Source organism: Nonlabens sp., assembly GCF_039941875.1.
GTDB lineage: Bacteria > Bacteroidota > Bacteroidia > Flavobacteriales > Flavobacteriaceae > Nonlabens.
The window spans coordinates 190468-206575 of record NZ_JBDVDQ010000014.1; the positions used below are offsets into that span (position 1 = coordinate 190468).

Consider the following 16108-nt stretch of genomic DNA (forward strand, 5'->3'; position numbering starts at 1 on the left):
CAATATTTCTACCTAACGCAATGGATCATATTAAAATAAAAACCACTGATAAAGAAACGTTGCATTACCTAAAAATAACCAGTAAATTAACTGATCAAGATAAAATGGATTTAGAGGGTTTTCCTGCAGAGAATACTGAAAATGTATATTATGCAAAATTTACAGATTGTAAATCATATACCGAGCCTATTAAAAGTCCCAATACAGTAAGTCGTACTATTTTACCTAATAAAATTATTCCTAGAATAGCGATGGGAACTGTGCAAACCACTGGACCTGTTAAGGTAGGTGCTCATGAACACCCTATGTTAGAACAATTGTTCTTAGGTCTAACCGATAACGATTGTACTGTGTATGCAGACGATGCTTAAGTAGATTTTCCAGAATACTCTGTCTTACACATTCCTCTAGGTTCTAGTCACTCTGTAACTGTAGAAGAAGATAAGGTTTTGTATTATGTATGGATGGACTTCTTTAAGGATAAAAAAGGCGAAGAATGGTTGAAAACTCACAATCAAGATGAAGATAAAGATCATCAAAAAAAGAAATAATATTTAGCTTTTTCTTAAAAAAAATCTCCCAAAAACAACGAGTTCTTTTTGGGAGATTTTTTATTCTGAGAAATCTATAATCAATTATCTTATAAATAACTGTACTCTATCTACAGGCGGAGAATTAGAAGGTAGACCACCATTCCACGAGTTAACGCTACCTATAGAATAAAACCAGTTACCACTGCTTACCGTTCCGTCTAGATAGGTATTACCACCAGATGATTCAAGTCCACCCCATCCATTCTCGGTCATAGAAATATTAATAGGTGTGTAACCAGTTACAGGATTTGTAGCAGATGCTCCACTTCTTGGGTCAAAAGTCTGACTCCAGTGATTTGTTAAATTTAAAGTTGGATAATGCAATCTAAATTCATAACCTGTTGCAGATTTGACTTCATCTATTTTGCTTAAAATGGAATATTTATTTGTGGATAATCCTGGAGAGGCTACATTAAACTCGCTAGCTTCTGCATCGTTCGAAAAATAACCGCCAGAAGTATCATGAGCAAATACTAAAGTCCAGCCACCGCCATCGTTAGTCATATCACAATAACAATCGTAAGAAGGGTTGCTACCTGCACCATCTGGATCTATGGTGTACACACCGTCTGTTCTAGCACCAGCATTATAATAAGCTAGACAAGATGGAAAAACATTTGTCACAGTAGCACTCGCTGTACAACTAGCACCTCGTCCCATTAAGGTTATGGTAAAATTATCTGTTTGCTCATTTATAGGTGTACCAGAACCATTTAATGTAATGGTATTTACACCTATAGAAGTAAAAGCACCAGATGCCGAAAAGCTATATCCATTTACCGTATCGGTAGTTATAGTATATGCTTCTATCACATTAACAAATACATCTATGGTAAGTGTGTTACTCGCATTTAATGGGCTTCCTGCTTGATAACCTCCATTAATACTAGCAGATGAACAATCTAAGGAATTAATAGGAGTTTCTCCTAAACATCCTGACCATGATGAGCCTTTATAATATTGAAAACAATTGCTGTCTAAGTTATAAATAAAAAGACCTTCAGCTGGTGATAGTATATTATCTCTTTGTACTTCGGTCATTCTAGGTAATAAAACACCTTGATCTGTAGATTCTATATGTAATGCACTAGAAGCATCTGGAACCGCCGTCCCAATACCTACTTGTGAAAAACCAACATTAAAACTAACTAGAACGAATATTAATACGCAATGAAACTTGAGCATGGAATTTAACTTAATATTAATAGTATTATCCTACAATTATAAGCCTTTAAATCATTTAACTTTAGATAATTAATAAGAAATTTTAATAATAAATCGATTCCTTCGTACGGTCACTTATAAACCGTTTAAAATAGTATAAAACATACTGTATTTAATCGATAAATACAGTATTTACACGTGTTAACAAAGCTATAGATGCTTGTTTGAAACACTTTTGTTTCATTAAAAATAGATATAAGTAGAGTTAGATTAAACACTATAAATCTACTTAGATGTTTCAAAAAGCGATAAGTGCTTTACCTTTGTATGAAGAACTTATTTTATGTCCATAACGCAGCGCATTCTTTTTGAAGACAACCATCTTATCGCGATTAATAAACAATCTGGTGATTTAGTTCAAGGAGATAAAACTGGAGATGAAATACTACCAGATTTAATTAAAGACTATATCGCAAAAAAATATGACAAACCTGGCGCTGTATTTTTAGGTGTGGTTCATAGACTAGATAGACCTACTAGTGGTGTGGTTATATTTGCACGTACTTCAAAGGCTTTGCCTAGAATGAATAAACTTTTTTCTGAGCATAAAACAGAAAAAACTTACTGGGCGATTATAGAAGGTAAAGCACCTAATAAAACGGCACGTCTAGAACATTACCTAGTGCGCAATCCTAAACAGAATAAAAGTTATGCTCATGATCATGAGGTGCCTAATTCAAAAAAGGCCATACTTTCCTACACGGTAATTAAGGAACTAGATCGTTATACTTTATTAGAAGTGAAATTAGAAACTGGTAGACACCATCAAATAAGATCGCAATTAAGCAAGATAGGCTGCGTGATTAAAGGTGATTTAAAATACGGAGCAAAACGCAGCAACAAAGATGGAAGCATACACCTACATGCTAGGTTTTTAGAGTTTATCCATCCGGTAAAAAAAGAAACTGTAAAAATCACCGCTCCTGTCAATGTAAAAGACCCTATCTGGAAAGCCGTTTCAAAGCTTTAATTTTTTTGTTATCTTAAACGTTATCATTTAACGTTGATTATTTCTTAGCTTTACTATTCACAGTACAAATTATGAATATAGAGCAACTCCATAAATTACAACAGGACTTTTTTAAGACGCGTAAAACGGTAGATGTATCCTATCGTATTATGAGTTTAAAACGGCTTAAAATAGCCATAGAAAGTCGAGAAAAAGAGATCTATGAAGCACTTGCTACCGATCTTTCTAAAAGTGAATTTGAAGCTTTTCTAACCGAGTACAATGTCATATTAGGTGAACTTAAAAGTTACATTAAGAAAACTCGTAAGCTATCTAACCCTAAAAAGGTTAGACCTTCTATACTCAACTTTCCATCTAGGTCTAGAAGATATCCAGAACCTTATGGTAATACATTAATTATCTCACCGTGGAACTACCCTTTTCAACTTGCTTTAGGTCCGTTAATAGGCGCGGTGGCAGCTGGTAACACGGTGGTATTAAAACCGAGTGAATTCACTACCGCTACTTCTCATTTACTAAAAGAAATTATAGAAGATGCATTTGAAAAAAATCATGTTTATGTTGCTCTAGGTGATGCTGTCGTGGCACAAGAATTAACTGCTTTGCCATGGGATTACATCTTTTTTACAGGCAGCCCTGCAGTAGGTAAAAAGATATATCAGGCCGCAGCAAAACACCTGACTCCTGTAACTTTAGAATTAGGTGGTAAAAATCCATGCGTTATAGATAACACTGCTCATTTAAAGGTAGCTGCAAAACGTATCGTATGGGCAAAATTCTTAAACGCAGGACAAACCTGTATTGCTCCAGATTACTTGCTCGTGCACAAAGATGTAAAGCATAAACTAGTTGATGAGATTAAGAATCAAATTCATGAATTCTTTGGAGCCGATGTTAAGAACTCACCAGACTTACCTCGCATTATAAGGAACGATCAGTTTGATAGACTCATGGAAATGTTAGAAAATGAAACTATTCTTGAAGGTGGTGATAATGATAGAGTATCGCTGTACCTCGCTCCTACTTTGATAGATGAACCTCGCCGTGAGAGTAAGGCAATGCAGCAAGAAATTTTTGGCCCTATTTTACCTGTTATCAGTTTTAAAAACAAAGAAGATCTAGAACAGTGGATAGATAGTTATGAAAAGCCCCTAGGTGCTTATTGTTTTACCAATGATTCTAAATTTGAAAAATGGTTCTTGAACAGATTCTCCTTCGGTGGTGGTGTTATTAATGACAGCATCGTTCAATTTATCAACGACAGACTACCCTTCGGTGGTGTCGGTAACAGTGGAATGGGATCGTATCATGGAGAGAAAACATTTGAAACTTTTTCACATTACAAGAGTGTCGTGCATCGTGGCACCTGGATAGATTTACCATTAAAGTACGCTCCTTATCAAGGTAAATTGAAAACTATAAAAAAATTACTTCAGTGGTTATAGCACTTATGAGGGCATTCACAAAAGGATCATAAAGTGTCGTTAAGATGTTGTTAGCACGCTTTCGCGAAAGCGGAACCGCAACTATCTTTAAAGAAAAAACATGATTAGGGAAGGAACTACCGTAAAATGGAAATGGGGAAACGGTACTGCCACAGGTAAAGTAGAGTCTACATTTACTAAGAAAGTGACCAGAAAAATCGATGGAAACGAAGTCACAAGAAATGGCGAAGAAGGAAACAAAGCACTTTATATAAAACAAGATGATGGCGATAGCGTTTTAAAACTAGAAAGTGAAGTAGAACGTGCCGATTAATCATTTTAATTGACTAAATTTAACCATATAATATTCCCATTTTGAATCTATCATTGATTACATCACAACAGTTGCTAGCATCTAGCGCACAAAGCCTTTTAGGCTTGCTATTTATAGCGAGTGTAATAGTGGTCGGCTATTTATGGTTTTTAAAAAGTCAACGCTCCAATACCGATGCTCCTAAGAGTTCTGTTTCTATTAAAATAGATAGAAATGGAAAATATAGATATGAGGCGGTACCTAATTCTGGTAACAGCAACCTGAAGTTTTGGATTAAAATAATTATTGCAATTATGGCACTTGCTTTTTTATGGATTCCTATAAAATCGTTTATCAATCCGCAGTATTAAATTATGGCACAGTTAATTAAAATTTATGAGGATAACCCTAATCAGCGAGAACTAGAGCGTATAGTCAAAGCAATGCGCGCCGGTGCTCTAGTCATATATCCTACAGATACTGTTTATGGTCTAGGTTGTGACATTACCAATAAATCTGCCTTAGAAAAAATCGCTAGGATTAAAGGAATAAAACTAGAAAAAGCAAATTTCTCCTTTATCTGTGAAGATTTAAGTAATCTAAGTGATTATGTAAGCCAGATAGACTCTCATACTTTTAAAATATTAAAGCGCAACCTACCAGGTCCATATACTTTTATATTACCAGGTAACAATAATTTACCGACTGTTTTTAAGAAAAAGAAAACGGTAGGTATACGTGTACCTGATAACAATATTGCCATAGAATTGGTAAAACTATTAGGTAACCCTATTATTTCTACTTCTATTAAAGACGAAGATGAAGTGGTAGAATACACCACAGACCCTAGTCTTATAGCAGAGAAATGGGATAATCTAGTGGATTATGTTATAGATGGTGGTTATGGTGGTAACATAGGTTCTACTATCGTAGATCTTACTGAAGATGAGCCATTAATTATACGTGAGGGAAAAGGGTCTATAGATTTGTAAAAATTGATTTCTAAATTTCATAAAACAGAGTTTTTTGCTAGTATTCTAATTCTGGTAGTTAGTATTATCGCTTACCTGTATGTGTTATTAGAAACTATACAGTTAAGAGACTCCACATTAGATATTAATATTCACGACACTTATTATATTGTTCCTTCAGTTGATTTTTTCACTATTATTCTTACCACTGGAATTATTTCTAGCTTGATAGTTTTTAGCTTAAGCGCTAAAAAGTTCAAATCCTATTTCTTTTTGATACTCATTTTTACAGCTAGTTACATTTCATTTATCTATTCTTGTCTATCAAATTTTGTATACTCAACAAGTTACTTGCATGACCTTCCCAAAAGGTATTATACAAATACAGTATTCCCTGAAGAAAACATCTTTAGATCACTTATTATCATTTCTATAATCGTTGCCCTACTTTCTTTCTTGATTTTTATCATTTGTAAGATTCTTAGTCTTAGAAATAAGATTAATTAATTACTGTTTACTTTACTCACAAAGCTTTCTTATTTCACACTTTCTTATTAGAATACTATCTATTTAATCTCTAATTTTAGAAGAAATATAAACACCATAATAATGTCTTATTTAGAAAAAGAAACTGCACAACAAGATGCTAACGTGAGTATCTATTTTGAAGATCACGGTAGCGGACAACCTATAATTTTAATACACGGATGGCCTTTAAGTGGCGCACAATGGGAATATCAAGTACCTGTTCTAATAGATGCCGGATATCGTGTCATTACTTATGATCGTAGAGGTTTCGGTCGTTCTTCTAGACCATATAATGGTTATGATTATAACACTATGGCTAGCGATTTACATGATTTAATTGAACAACTAGATCTGGATAATGTTATTCTTGCTGGTTTTTCTATGGCAGGTGGTGAACTCGCTCAATATGTAGATACCTATGGAACTAGTAAAATAGATAAGTTAATTTTTATAAGTTCTATCGCTCCTTACCTACTCAAAACAGATGACAACCCTAACGGTGCTCCTGACGAGGTGTTTAAAGGAATGGAAGATAATGTGAGAAAGGATCGAGCTGGATTCTTAAAAGGTTTTGGAAATGGGTTTGTGAATTATGAAGATAATAAAGATCGTATTTCTCAAGGTCAGCTGGACTATAATTTTCAGATAGCAGCTGGTGCAAGTCCTAAAGGCTCACTGGATTGCATCAACGCATTCGGTAGAACAGATTTAAGAAAAGCTCTAGACAAAATAGATGTCCCTACCCTATTTATACATGGTGATGCAGATAACATAGTACCTATAGAACCTAGTTCTAAGCAAGGGCATGAGATAGTAAAAGACTCTAAATTAGAAATTATCAAAGATGCTCCACATGGTCTTTATGTAACTCATAAAGAAGAGCTTAATCAAATATTATTAGATTTTATCAAATAATAGCATTTAAAAATCTAACACTTCATAGCGCTCTAGAGATTTTTCTAGAGCGTTTATTTTTTGCTCTATTTTATTAAAAAATCGAGCACGCTCCTTAGAATTAGAATCTGTTAAAGAGGTAGCTTGTTTTAATTGATGTTTAAAATATCCTTCTATACGGTGCAACATATTGCTAGCCGTAAACTTTATGTAACCCAGCATGGTCATAGTGACAAACCCTGCCACAGGCCTATCGTGTTTATAAGCTATAGAATTATTAGTCATGATTAACAACTCATGATAGTGTATGTCATAACGGTCTGTAAGTAGTTCTTTTTGTTTTAAAGCTATTAAGTCTTTAATGTCTTTACACAATACTTTGGCATCTTCTAGTGGTAACATACCGGCTGTGAGAAAATAGTCTATCTGTTTAAGACTACTAGTAACCGTAGTATCGTTCCATATCTCACACACCTCAAATCGCTGAATGAGTTGTGCTATTTCCTTCATAGAAGACTTCATATTCATTGTTAAATGAAAGTTCTCATATTTAGTATCCATAAAAGTAGGATCCATAAGTTGTAGCCATACATAAATCTTAAACCTGGCCAATTCACTATTATTAAAATGATGGTACACAGGAATATCCTTTGCACTGTACTCAAAACGCACACCATCTTTACCTAGTTGCGTGAGGTTTTTGACTGTTTCTGCCAGGTATTCTTCCATACTTTTAATAGAATTTACATGAGTAGTAGCCTCGCCCAGCGCACTTAATTTTACATCTTGCACCATAATATTATCCAGTGAGAACTGCCCTATTTTTGCCAATTCCATTGCCTCATCTGCTGTTAATTTTGCTTTACCTTGAATACGTCTATAGGCAGCATCATAACTTATATCTAACACATTTGCTACTTGTTGTATAAAAGATGTTTGGTCGGTTACGCTTTCGCGAAAGCGGTTAATAATTAAGTCTTGTTTTCTCATCTTGCGTTATTCACAAATTAAAAATACAAAATACTTATTTAACGCAAATCTTGTTTTAAAAAACACAATAGATTTGAAACATAATAAATAAACTACCTATGATGAATATTCCTAAAGCGTTGATTCTATTCCGTTTATTACTAGCTCCTATTGTATTAGCTTTAGCCTATTCTGTAGGTGACGATTCTAAAATTACCATAGTCATACTTATGTATCTAGGATTAATTTCTGACATTTTAGATGGTATTGTGGCTAGAAAACAAGGAATTTCTAATGCTAGCCTGAGGAGAATGGATAGTCAGACAGATATGGTGTTTTGGCTTTCTATAGGTTTTGCAACATGGATACTCTATCCACAACTTATCGCAAATCATTACGTTTCTATATATGTAATTCTTGCCATGGAGGTAGCATGCTATGTGATAAGTCTCGTCAAATTTAAAAAGGAAACTTGCACGCATGCCTTTCTATCAAAAATGTGGGGTATTACTTTATTAATTGCTTTTACATCGTTGATAGGCTTTAATCATGCAGGAATTCCATTTACACTAGCTTTAGTCATGGGACTTATATCGCACATAGATAGAATACTTATCACTATCCTACTTCCTAAATGGACGCATGATATACCTAGTGCTTATCATGCTTACTTGATAAGAAAAGGAATTGAATTTAAAAGAAATGATTTATTAAACGGCTAACTAAAACCTATAATTATGAAAAACTTAGTACAACAATATTATGCCATCTTTGAAGAAAAGGTATCTACTACTACCTTCACACATCTGTGGATTATGTTACAAAAAAATCTAGGTACAAGTTACTTAGACTTAAAGCTAGACCAATTGTGCCACACAAAGAGAAAACAATTACTCTCTTTAATGCCCAACCACGTAAAGGTAGGAAAAGAGTCGGTTTTGAGTATTCAATTAACCAATTCTAAAATTGAAGAGTTGAGAATGGTTTTATTAACCTCTGGACTTTCTTTACTTAAATTGATTAGAATACCTATTACAATGAAAGAGCAAGAACTTGCTATACCACCACAGATAATGAGAGATTTATTCTAGAGTTTCTGCTTGTAGTTCTTCTAAAAACTCATAGATCTCTTCTTTAAATCGTTCGTGTTTCTGACCAGTTGCCAAACCGTTATAACCAGTGTGTATACGTCTTACTTTACCTGTTTTATCTATATAAATACTCGTAGGATAAGATAAAACATGGTTAAGCATTGGCAACTTTTCATTTGCTGTTTTCTTATCTGTAGATCCATATTGAGCTAATAAAATAGGATACGTAACGTTCTCTGCCTTAATCAGTCTTTTTACAGATTGCATAGCAGCCTTTTCAGTAGGAGCATATTCAAATGCCAAGCCTATAAATTTTACATCAGGATTTTGGGAGTTTATATAATCTTGAAAAAATCTAGTTTCTTCTAAACAGTTAGGACACCAACTACCTAATAACTGTACTACGACTACTTGATCTTTAAATTCTGGATCTTGTAAACTTACTTGATTTCCATTAACATCTTTAAAACTAAAATCTATAGAATCATATCCTTCTTTTAAATAAGTAAGCGTTGTAGCATCTGGTAGATTATAATCGTTATTAAGAACTGCGGTGAACGGTTCTTTCCAGTGATTACCACTGTAAAAATATCCTTCTAGAACACTGTCTTTTACAGCTGCTTCAAATAGAAAAGCATGAGCACCATCAAAGGTAGATAGCTTTAAAGTATCATTTATCACAGAGCCTTGAAGAAATCGATAATCTCCAGTAGTAGTTTCAAAAGTACCGGTTACTTTATCGCCTTTTTGATCAAAAACACCTTTTGCAATGTAACGATCTGATTCACTATCTGGACTAAAGACCGTTTCATAACCACCTGATATAAAAGAAGAAGTTGTCTGGTTTTTTGATTCTGCAAAGCGGTAATTCTCACCTGCCGACATTGTAAATGGTAGTACCCTATCTAAACTAGGTTTTACATGTTCTCCTGTTATCAACTCATTAGATTGAAATTTACCTTTAAAATATCCTTCAAAAACTGGTGGTTTTATAAAGATAGAATCTCCTTCTATGGTAATCTCAGTAACGGTAATTTCTTCATCTGCATTATACATAGTTAATGTCTGATCTTTATTTACCTTTAATTGTACTGGTAGTGCTTTTTCATTACCTAAATCAAAGGTCAGTCTCCAGTTGCCAGGTGCTAATGATAAAGCAACGGCTTGGGAAGATTCTTCTTTACAAGAGGAAAATAATATAACTAGGGAAAGAAATAGTAATTTTTTCATACTGCAAGTTTATTGCATAAATATCACGTAATTATTACGATTCAATTTATTAATATTTATTTAGGATATTGATTAGATTTTAAGAACTTCGCTACATGGAGCACCGACACTTTTTAATCTATAAACCTTATAAAATGCTTAGTCAGTTTATGACTAACGACAGGCATCAAAAAAACAAAAAGTTTTTAGGTGAGCTATTTGATTTCCCGACAGATAGCATGGCAGTAGGCAGACTAGATGAAACTAGTGAAGGTTTATTAATGATCACGACAAATGGCAAATTAAGCAGTCATATCAATAAACACGGTAAGGTAGAAAAAGAATACTACGCGCAAGTAGATGGTGTCATTACGGAAGAAGCTATAGAAAAAATGACTTCTGGACTCGACATAAGCATCAATGGTAGTATCTATCGCACCAAGGAATGTCAAGCAAAAATAGTAGAACAAACCCCTGATTTACCAAAAACTTTACAACGAGTACGAGATGATCGTCATGGTCCTACTTCCTGGGTATCTGTTACTTTAAAAGAAGGAAAGTTTAGACAAGTACGTAAAATGTGTGCCGCAGTAGGATTTCCTGTATTACGACTTGCTCGTGTACGCATAGGAAAATTTACTTTAGAAAATCTGAATAAAGAAACGGTTGTGGAAATTACCGACCTATTATAGTTTTCCTAACGAGAGAATCTACTTCTTTCCATGGATTTGTAATTGATCTCCATTCAGAAGCAGTGTTTTTTAATCCATTCATAGCCATTGCACTGGTTTTTATTTCATAACTCAAGCTGGGATCAAATCGCATATTTCCACCACATTCCCAATAACCTATTTCAAAATTACCTTGAAAGGGCTTCAAATAAGTTCTAAACAATTCTCCTTTAGAATTTCTTATGGTAACTTCATACCACACCTCATTAGTCAAGAGAAAATAATTAGGCTCCAAGCTTACTAAAAGTGTAAAACCTATTGAAGATGATTGCTTTAATTCTTTTGCACCTACTATCTCTTTATAATCTAAGTGTAAATCTTTAGGTACATTATAATCCTTTGCAGAATCTACAATAAAAAATTTACCTTTCCATCTTTGCTTTTCAAACCATTCATCAGGTAAGTCAGCATATTTTTCATCATTATATTTAAATTGAGAATAAAAAAAATACTTGGTTCCCAATTTTAATGGACAGTCAGGTTTTAATAGTATCTGAGCATTTAAATTTATTCTTGTAGAATCAAAAATAAGTAGCTCGATTATTTCACCTTGTTCAGATCTCAAAGAATAATCAAAATTATTAATAGAAAATAGACTTTTCTCAGTTTCCATTCCATTTTGTAACATAAATAATTGATCTACGTCAATATTATGATTTTCAGGAAATAACTGTGTAGTACTTATTCCACACTCTACTCCTAAAGACAAAAATGGAATAAAAAATAAAACTACTAATAAAATCTTACTCATTCTTCAAAATAATCAAAGTGGCTTTTACACCAGACGCAAGGTTCCATATATTTTGTTGTACTACTTTACCTTTAGTATCCATAACTTTAAACTCTGCAGTATTAGGTCCAGAAGAACCTTGATTTAGAGCTTCTATTTCTATTTTATTGAATCCATCTTTAAGAGGTATACTAACTCCTTGATAGACATTTCTAAGGTATATTTTTTCCACAAGAATCTTATCATCTTGCCATATACGCACTAGATCTCCATCTTCATACTGATGATCTCTACATACTAATCTAAGTAATTTTTCACCGGTTCTTATCTCACCTAGAAAAGTATCACTTCTAAAACCTGCACCTACTGGAGCATCTTTTTTGAACTTTTGCTTTTCGTACTTTATACCTGGATCAACAAGATCGGTCTCTTGACGCATTTTGATCTCGTTATTTTCTTTGGGTCTGGTATAGGTTTTGGTCTCCTTCTTTTCTGGAAACAACAAAGAACCACCTGTAGTAGTTTGAGGCACTGGTTCTATAGTACGTGGTGTACTACTAGGTATTTCTTGTGCAAAAGAATAACTAGCCGAAAGTATACATATGTAAGCAATAAGATTTCTCATACCTGCAAGTTATCAAATTCCCTGCCTAAAATGATCACAGAGAAGTTATATTAAGTTAAAATGTCGTGATAACTGATTGTTTTTAAGCAAGATTTAAATAAATCAAATTTATTATTAATTATCTATTCTGGTTACGCTTTCGCGAAAGCGTAACCTAAAACAGAATATTTATAACTTTTAAAATTTAGTCTAAACGCTTTATTTTTGCACCTATTGCGCGTAATCTGCTATCTATGTTTTGATAACCACGATCGATTTGTTCAATATTGTGGATGGTACTCGTTCCCTTGGCGCTTAAAGCAGCGATAAGTAAGGATATTCCTGCTCTAATATCTGGGCTAGTCATAGTAGTAGCCTTTAATTGAGACTGAAAGTCATAACCTATTACACTCGCTCTGTGCGGATCGCAAAGAATAATTTTTGCCCCCATGTCGATTAATTTATCTACAAAGAATAAACGACTTTCAAACATTTTCTGGTGTATTAATACACTACCTCTAGCCTGTGTTGCTACTACTAGAACGATACTCAATAAATCTGGCGTAAAACCTGGCCATGGAGCGTCAGAAATGGTAAGAATAGAACCATCGATGTAGTTCTGGATTTCATAACCATCGTTGTGTGCAGGAATAAAAATATCATCTCCACGACGTTCTATAGTAATACCTAGTTTTCTGAAAGTTGCAGGAATGATACCTAACTCGTCATAAGCTACATTTTTAATGGTAACCTCTGACTTAGTCATAGCAGCAAGACCTATCCAGCTACCTATTTCAATCATATCAGGTAGAATGCGGTGTGTTGTACCACCTAATTTCTCTACACCTTCTATAATCAGCATGTTAGAACCTATACCTGAGATATTTGCTCCCATGCGTACAAGCATGTTACATAATTGCTGTAAATAAGGTTCACATGCAGCGTTATAAATAGTTGTTTTCCCTTTGGCAAGTACAGCAGCCATAACAATGTTTGCTGTTCCTGTTACAGACGCCTCATCAAGAAGCATATAAGCTCCATGAAGCTCGTCTGCTTCTACACCATAGAAATATTCTTCTTTATTATATCTGAATTTTGCACCTAGTTTTATGAAACCTTCAAAGTGTGTGTCTAAACGACGACGACCTATTTTATCACCTCCTGGACGTGGAATATATCCTTTTCCAAAACGTGCTAATAACGGACCTACTAACATGATAGAACCACGTAGTCCACGACCTTGTATTTTATACTCTTCGGACTGTAACCAGTCTAGATTTATGTTATCTGCTTGAAAAGTGTAAGATTCTGGACCATTTTTAGTCACTTTTACACCTAGATTATTCAATAAAGCAATCAGTTTATTAACGTCGATAATGTTCGGAACATTATTAATCTCTACCGGCTGGTCTGTTAATAATACAGCGCAAAGTATTTGAAGCGCCTCATTTTTAGCTCCTTGTGGTTGTATATCACCTTTTAATTGGTGTCCACCTTCTATTATAAATGTTCCCATGTATTTCTTTAATTGTAATTTTTAAAAATAACGAACTCGACGAAGTTTTTAAAACATTATGAAGGTTATAATTCATAATTAATGAACATGCCACATTCTTATATTTATATCTGCTTGAAAAGCTATTTGCATCTCTTTAAATAGTAGAGAATTATATTTTACATTTGTTACCAACCAAAACTAACCTTAGTGAAAACCATTACCTTATCTATTATCTTTTTACTTACCGCTTTATTCTCAATAGCTCAAGTAAAAACAGGAATCGCACCCAACTGGCTAGAAAAAATAACTTACAACCCTACTCCAGATGTTAACTATGACGACTTAAATCAAGGAACCTTAACCTTACTTTCTGATCATCAAATAAACATACCTAAACAAGAGTCCTACACAAAATATGCTACAAAAATTTTTGAAAATGTAGGCGTACAACAAGCGTCTACCATAAATGTAAGTTATGATCCTACTTATCAAACTTTAAAATTCCATACTATAAAAGTCCTTAGAGATGGAGAAGTTATCGATAAATTAAAGCCAGATAATTTTCAATTAATGCGTCGTGAATCTGATGCAGAAAATTATATGTACGACGGTACCATGTCTGCTGTTATGAACATATCTGACGTTAGGTCTGACGATATCGTGGAATACAGTTACACCATTACAGGTTTTAATCCTATTCATAAAAATAAGTTTTCTAATTCTTACTACTTAAATAGTTATGAACCTATAGGTAAGATGTCCGTCATATTATTATCTCAAAATGAGTTACATATAAAAGGTATCAATAACCCTAGTGAGCCACAAATTACTACTGTAAATGGTTTAAAAAAGTACCACTGGATTAATGAAAATACAGAAACCGTAACTTATGAAGATTACAGTCCTAACTGGAAAATCGATTACCAACTCGTTCTTATAAGTGATTATAATTCTTGGGAGGATGTTGTAAACTGGGGAATAGATATTTATACCTTAAAAGAAAAACCTAACAGAGAATTATCAAAAACAATTAATAATATTAAACAAGAAAACTCTACTGATGGAGAGAAAATAGCTGCTACTTTAAATTTTGTACAAGATGATATCAGATATTTAGGTCTTGAGGATGGTATAGGAGCTTATAAACCTTTTATGCCTAACCAGGTTATTGAGCAGCGCTTTGGTGACTGTAAAGATAAAAGTTTACTCATGTCTTCTATGCTTAATGAAATGGGAATAGAAGCCTACCCTATGCTAGTTAATAGTTATCTAAAAAAATCTATTACAGAATTTCTTCCTTCACCTATTTTCTTTGATCACTGTGTAGTAAAAGTTATTGATTCTACAGGAACAGATTTATATTATGACCCTACCATAAGCAATCAAGGTGGTGTTTATGATAAAACACATTTCCCAGATTATCAGTATGGTCTAGTTATTAAACCAGAAAACACAGAACTAGATCAAATTACGAGTCATTCTAAGAATACTGTAGAGGTTTATGATGTTTATGAACTAGAAGAAACTGGAAAAGGAGCTACATTAAAAGTTAAAACTGTATTCTATGATTATGAGGCAGACGTAATGCGAGGCTATTTTAAAAACAACAGTATCAATACCATTACTAAAGAATATAAAAACTACTATTCTAACTATTACTATAATATTGAATCTACTAAAAAACCAGAATTTAAAGACGATTTAGAACTCAATAAATTCATAGTAACCGAAGAGTATAAAATAGACAGTCTATGGAGACCTATGCCAGAAAAAGATGGCTATATCATGGCACATTTTACACCTTCTAGTATAGAAGGTATTTTATATACTCCTAATAAGGAAGAGCGCAAAGACCCTTTGAGCTTGTATTATCCAGCGACTAAACAGCACAAAATCAAAGTAATTTTAGGCTCTAGATGGGATGTGTATAATGAGCAAGAAGAATTTAACTGTACTGCTTTTGATTATAAATGGAATGTAAAATACAATAAGCGTAAAAACGAAATAGACTTAACTTATTTATTAAAATACAAAAAAGACCATATCAACCCATCTGAATTTAAGGAATATTCGAAACAAGTAAACAAAGTAAATGAAACATTGGGATATCAGATATACATACCTTCCAGCATGGCTGTAGGTAACAGCTTTATCAATAAAGCTGGTAAATCTTCAGATACAGTAGAGACATTTATGATCTTACTATTGGTTCTTTTTGTGGTAATAGTAGTCATCTTATTGATAGTCTGGTACAGTCAGCGCAATAAAAAGCATATCGATCCTTTTTATTAGAATTATGTAATACCAGCATTAAAGTAAATATAAAAAGCTGAAAACTATATCATATAGTTTTCAGCTT

17 protein-coding genes are annotated in these 16108 nt (G+C 33.5%); 11 read left to right on the forward strand and 6 right to left on the reverse strand.

The annotated features are described in order from the left end of the window. Positions 1-20: 20 nt before the first annotated feature. Positions 21-371 carry a hypothetical protein gene (locus ABJF08_RS08380; RefSeq protein ID WP_348115687.1) on the forward strand — a complete coding sequence of 117 codons (351 nt, stop codon included), beginning with the start codon at positions 21-23 and terminating at the stop codon, positions 369-371. Between the two features lie 264 nt (positions 372-635). On the opposite strand, the gene ABJF08_RS08385 is transcribed toward ABJF08_RS08380, so the two are convergent. After that, positions 636-1778, reverse strand: a complete 1143-nt coding sequence (locus tag ABJF08_RS08385) for a fibrinogen-like YCDxxxxGGGW domain-containing protein (RefSeq protein WP_348115688.1) — start codon at positions 1776-1778, stop codon at positions 636-638. A gap of 322 nt (positions 1779-2100) precedes the next feature. Here ABJF08_RS08385 and ABJF08_RS08390 point away from each other — a divergent pair, with 322 nt between their 5' ends. The 6 genes from ABJF08_RS08390 (at position 2101) to ABJF08_RS08415 (ending at position 6938) form a co-directional block, all read left to right on the forward strand. Further along, positions 2101-2787, forward strand: coding sequence for an RNA pseudouridine synthase (locus ABJF08_RS08390; RefSeq protein ID WP_348115689.1), 687 nt, complete (start codon positions 2101-2103; stop codon positions 2785-2787). A gap of 71 nt (positions 2788-2858) precedes the next feature. After that, the gene (locus ABJF08_RS08395; protein WP_348115690.1) at positions 2859-4232 is read left to right on the forward strand and encodes an aldehyde dehydrogenase; all 1374 of its coding nucleotides are present in this window, start codon (positions 2859-2861) and stop codon (positions 4230-4232) included. A gap of 100 nt (positions 4233-4332) precedes the next feature. Then, entirely contained in the window at positions 4333-4545 is a 213-nt protein-coding gene (locus ABJF08_RS08400; protein ID WP_348115692.1) for a DUF2945 domain-containing protein, read from the forward strand. Between the two features lie 41 nt (positions 4546-4586). Further along, complete coding sequence (locus ABJF08_RS08405; protein ID WP_348115693.1) at positions 4587-4895, forward strand: hypothetical protein; 309 nt, start codon at positions 4587-4589, stop codon at positions 4893-4895. Between the two features lie 3 nt (positions 4896-4898). Next, complete coding sequence (locus ABJF08_RS08410; RefSeq protein ID WP_348115694.1) at positions 4899-5516, forward strand: L-threonylcarbamoyladenylate synthase; 618 nt, start codon at positions 4899-4901, stop codon at positions 5514-5516. A 588-nt stretch (positions 5517-6104) separates the two neighbouring features. Next, positions 6105-6938, forward strand: a complete 834-nt coding sequence (locus ABJF08_RS08415) for an alpha/beta hydrolase (RefSeq protein WP_348115695.1) — start codon at positions 6105-6107, stop codon at positions 6936-6938. Positions 6939-6944: 6 nt separating this feature from the next. On the opposite strand, the gene ABJF08_RS08420 is transcribed toward ABJF08_RS08415, so the two are convergent. Further along, positions 6945-7907 (reverse strand): hypothetical protein, encoded by a 963-nt coding sequence (locus tag ABJF08_RS08420; RefSeq protein WP_348115696.1) that lies wholly within the window; start codon positions 7905-7907, stop codon positions 6945-6947. A gap of 101 nt (positions 7908-8008) precedes the next feature. Here ABJF08_RS08420 and ABJF08_RS08425 point away from each other — a divergent pair, with 101 nt between their 5' ends. Continuing rightward, on the forward strand, positions 8009-8608 hold the full coding sequence (locus ABJF08_RS08425; RefSeq protein ID WP_348115697.1) for a CDP-alcohol phosphatidyltransferase family protein: 600 nt from the start codon (positions 8009-8011) through the stop codon (positions 8606-8608). A gap of 15 nt (positions 8609-8623) precedes the next feature. Next, complete coding sequence (locus ABJF08_RS08430; RefSeq protein ID WP_348115699.1) at positions 8624-8977, forward strand: hypothetical protein; 354 nt, start codon at positions 8624-8626, stop codon at positions 8975-8977. On the opposite strand, the gene ABJF08_RS08435 is transcribed toward ABJF08_RS08430, so the two are convergent. Then, positions 8969-10207, reverse strand: a complete 1239-nt coding sequence (locus tag ABJF08_RS08435; protein WP_348115700.1) for a TlpA disulfide reductase family protein — start codon at positions 10205-10207, stop codon at positions 8969-8971. The two genes, ABJF08_RS08430 and ABJF08_RS08435, sit on opposite strands and share 9 nt — an antisense overlap. Before the next feature lie 95 nt (positions 10208-10302). On the opposite strand from ABJF08_RS08435, the gene ABJF08_RS08440 reads away from it, so the two are divergent. Continuing rightward, positions 10303-10878: a pseudouridine synthase gene (locus tag ABJF08_RS08440; RefSeq protein WP_348115701.1), complete on the forward strand. Its 576-nt coding sequence runs from the start codon at positions 10303-10305 to the stop codon at positions 10876-10878. Here the strand turns inward: ABJF08_RS08440 and ABJF08_RS08445 are convergent. From ABJF08_RS08445 to murA, 3 genes are all read right to left on the reverse strand, one after another. Beyond that, the gene (locus ABJF08_RS08445) at positions 10862-11668 is read right to left on the reverse strand and encodes a hypothetical protein (protein ID WP_348115702.1); all 807 of its coding nucleotides are present in this window, start codon (positions 11666-11668) and stop codon (positions 10862-10864) included. The genes ABJF08_RS08440 and ABJF08_RS08445 overlap by 17 nt on opposite strands. Then, a complete protein-coding gene (locus tag ABJF08_RS08450; RefSeq protein ID WP_348115703.1) occupies positions 11661-12272 on the reverse strand; it encodes a hypothetical protein in 612 nt (203 codons plus the stop codon). Before ABJF08_RS08450 ends, ABJF08_RS08445 begins: the two co-directional genes overlap by 8 nt. 184 nt (positions 12273-12456) lie before the next feature. Continuing rightward, a complete protein-coding gene (murA, locus tag ABJF08_RS08455) occupies positions 12457-13767 on the reverse strand; it encodes a UDP-N-acetylglucosamine 1-carboxyvinyltransferase (protein ID WP_348115704.1) in 1311 nt (436 codons plus the stop codon). A gap of 189 nt (positions 13768-13956) precedes the next feature. Here murA and ABJF08_RS08460 point away from each other — a divergent pair, with 189 nt between their 5' ends. Then, positions 13957-16041, forward strand: a complete 2085-nt coding sequence (locus ABJF08_RS08460; RefSeq protein WP_348115705.1) for a DUF3857 domain-containing transglutaminase family protein — start codon at positions 13957-13959, stop codon at positions 16039-16041. The last annotated feature ends 67 nt before the right edge of the window (positions 16042-16108 follow it).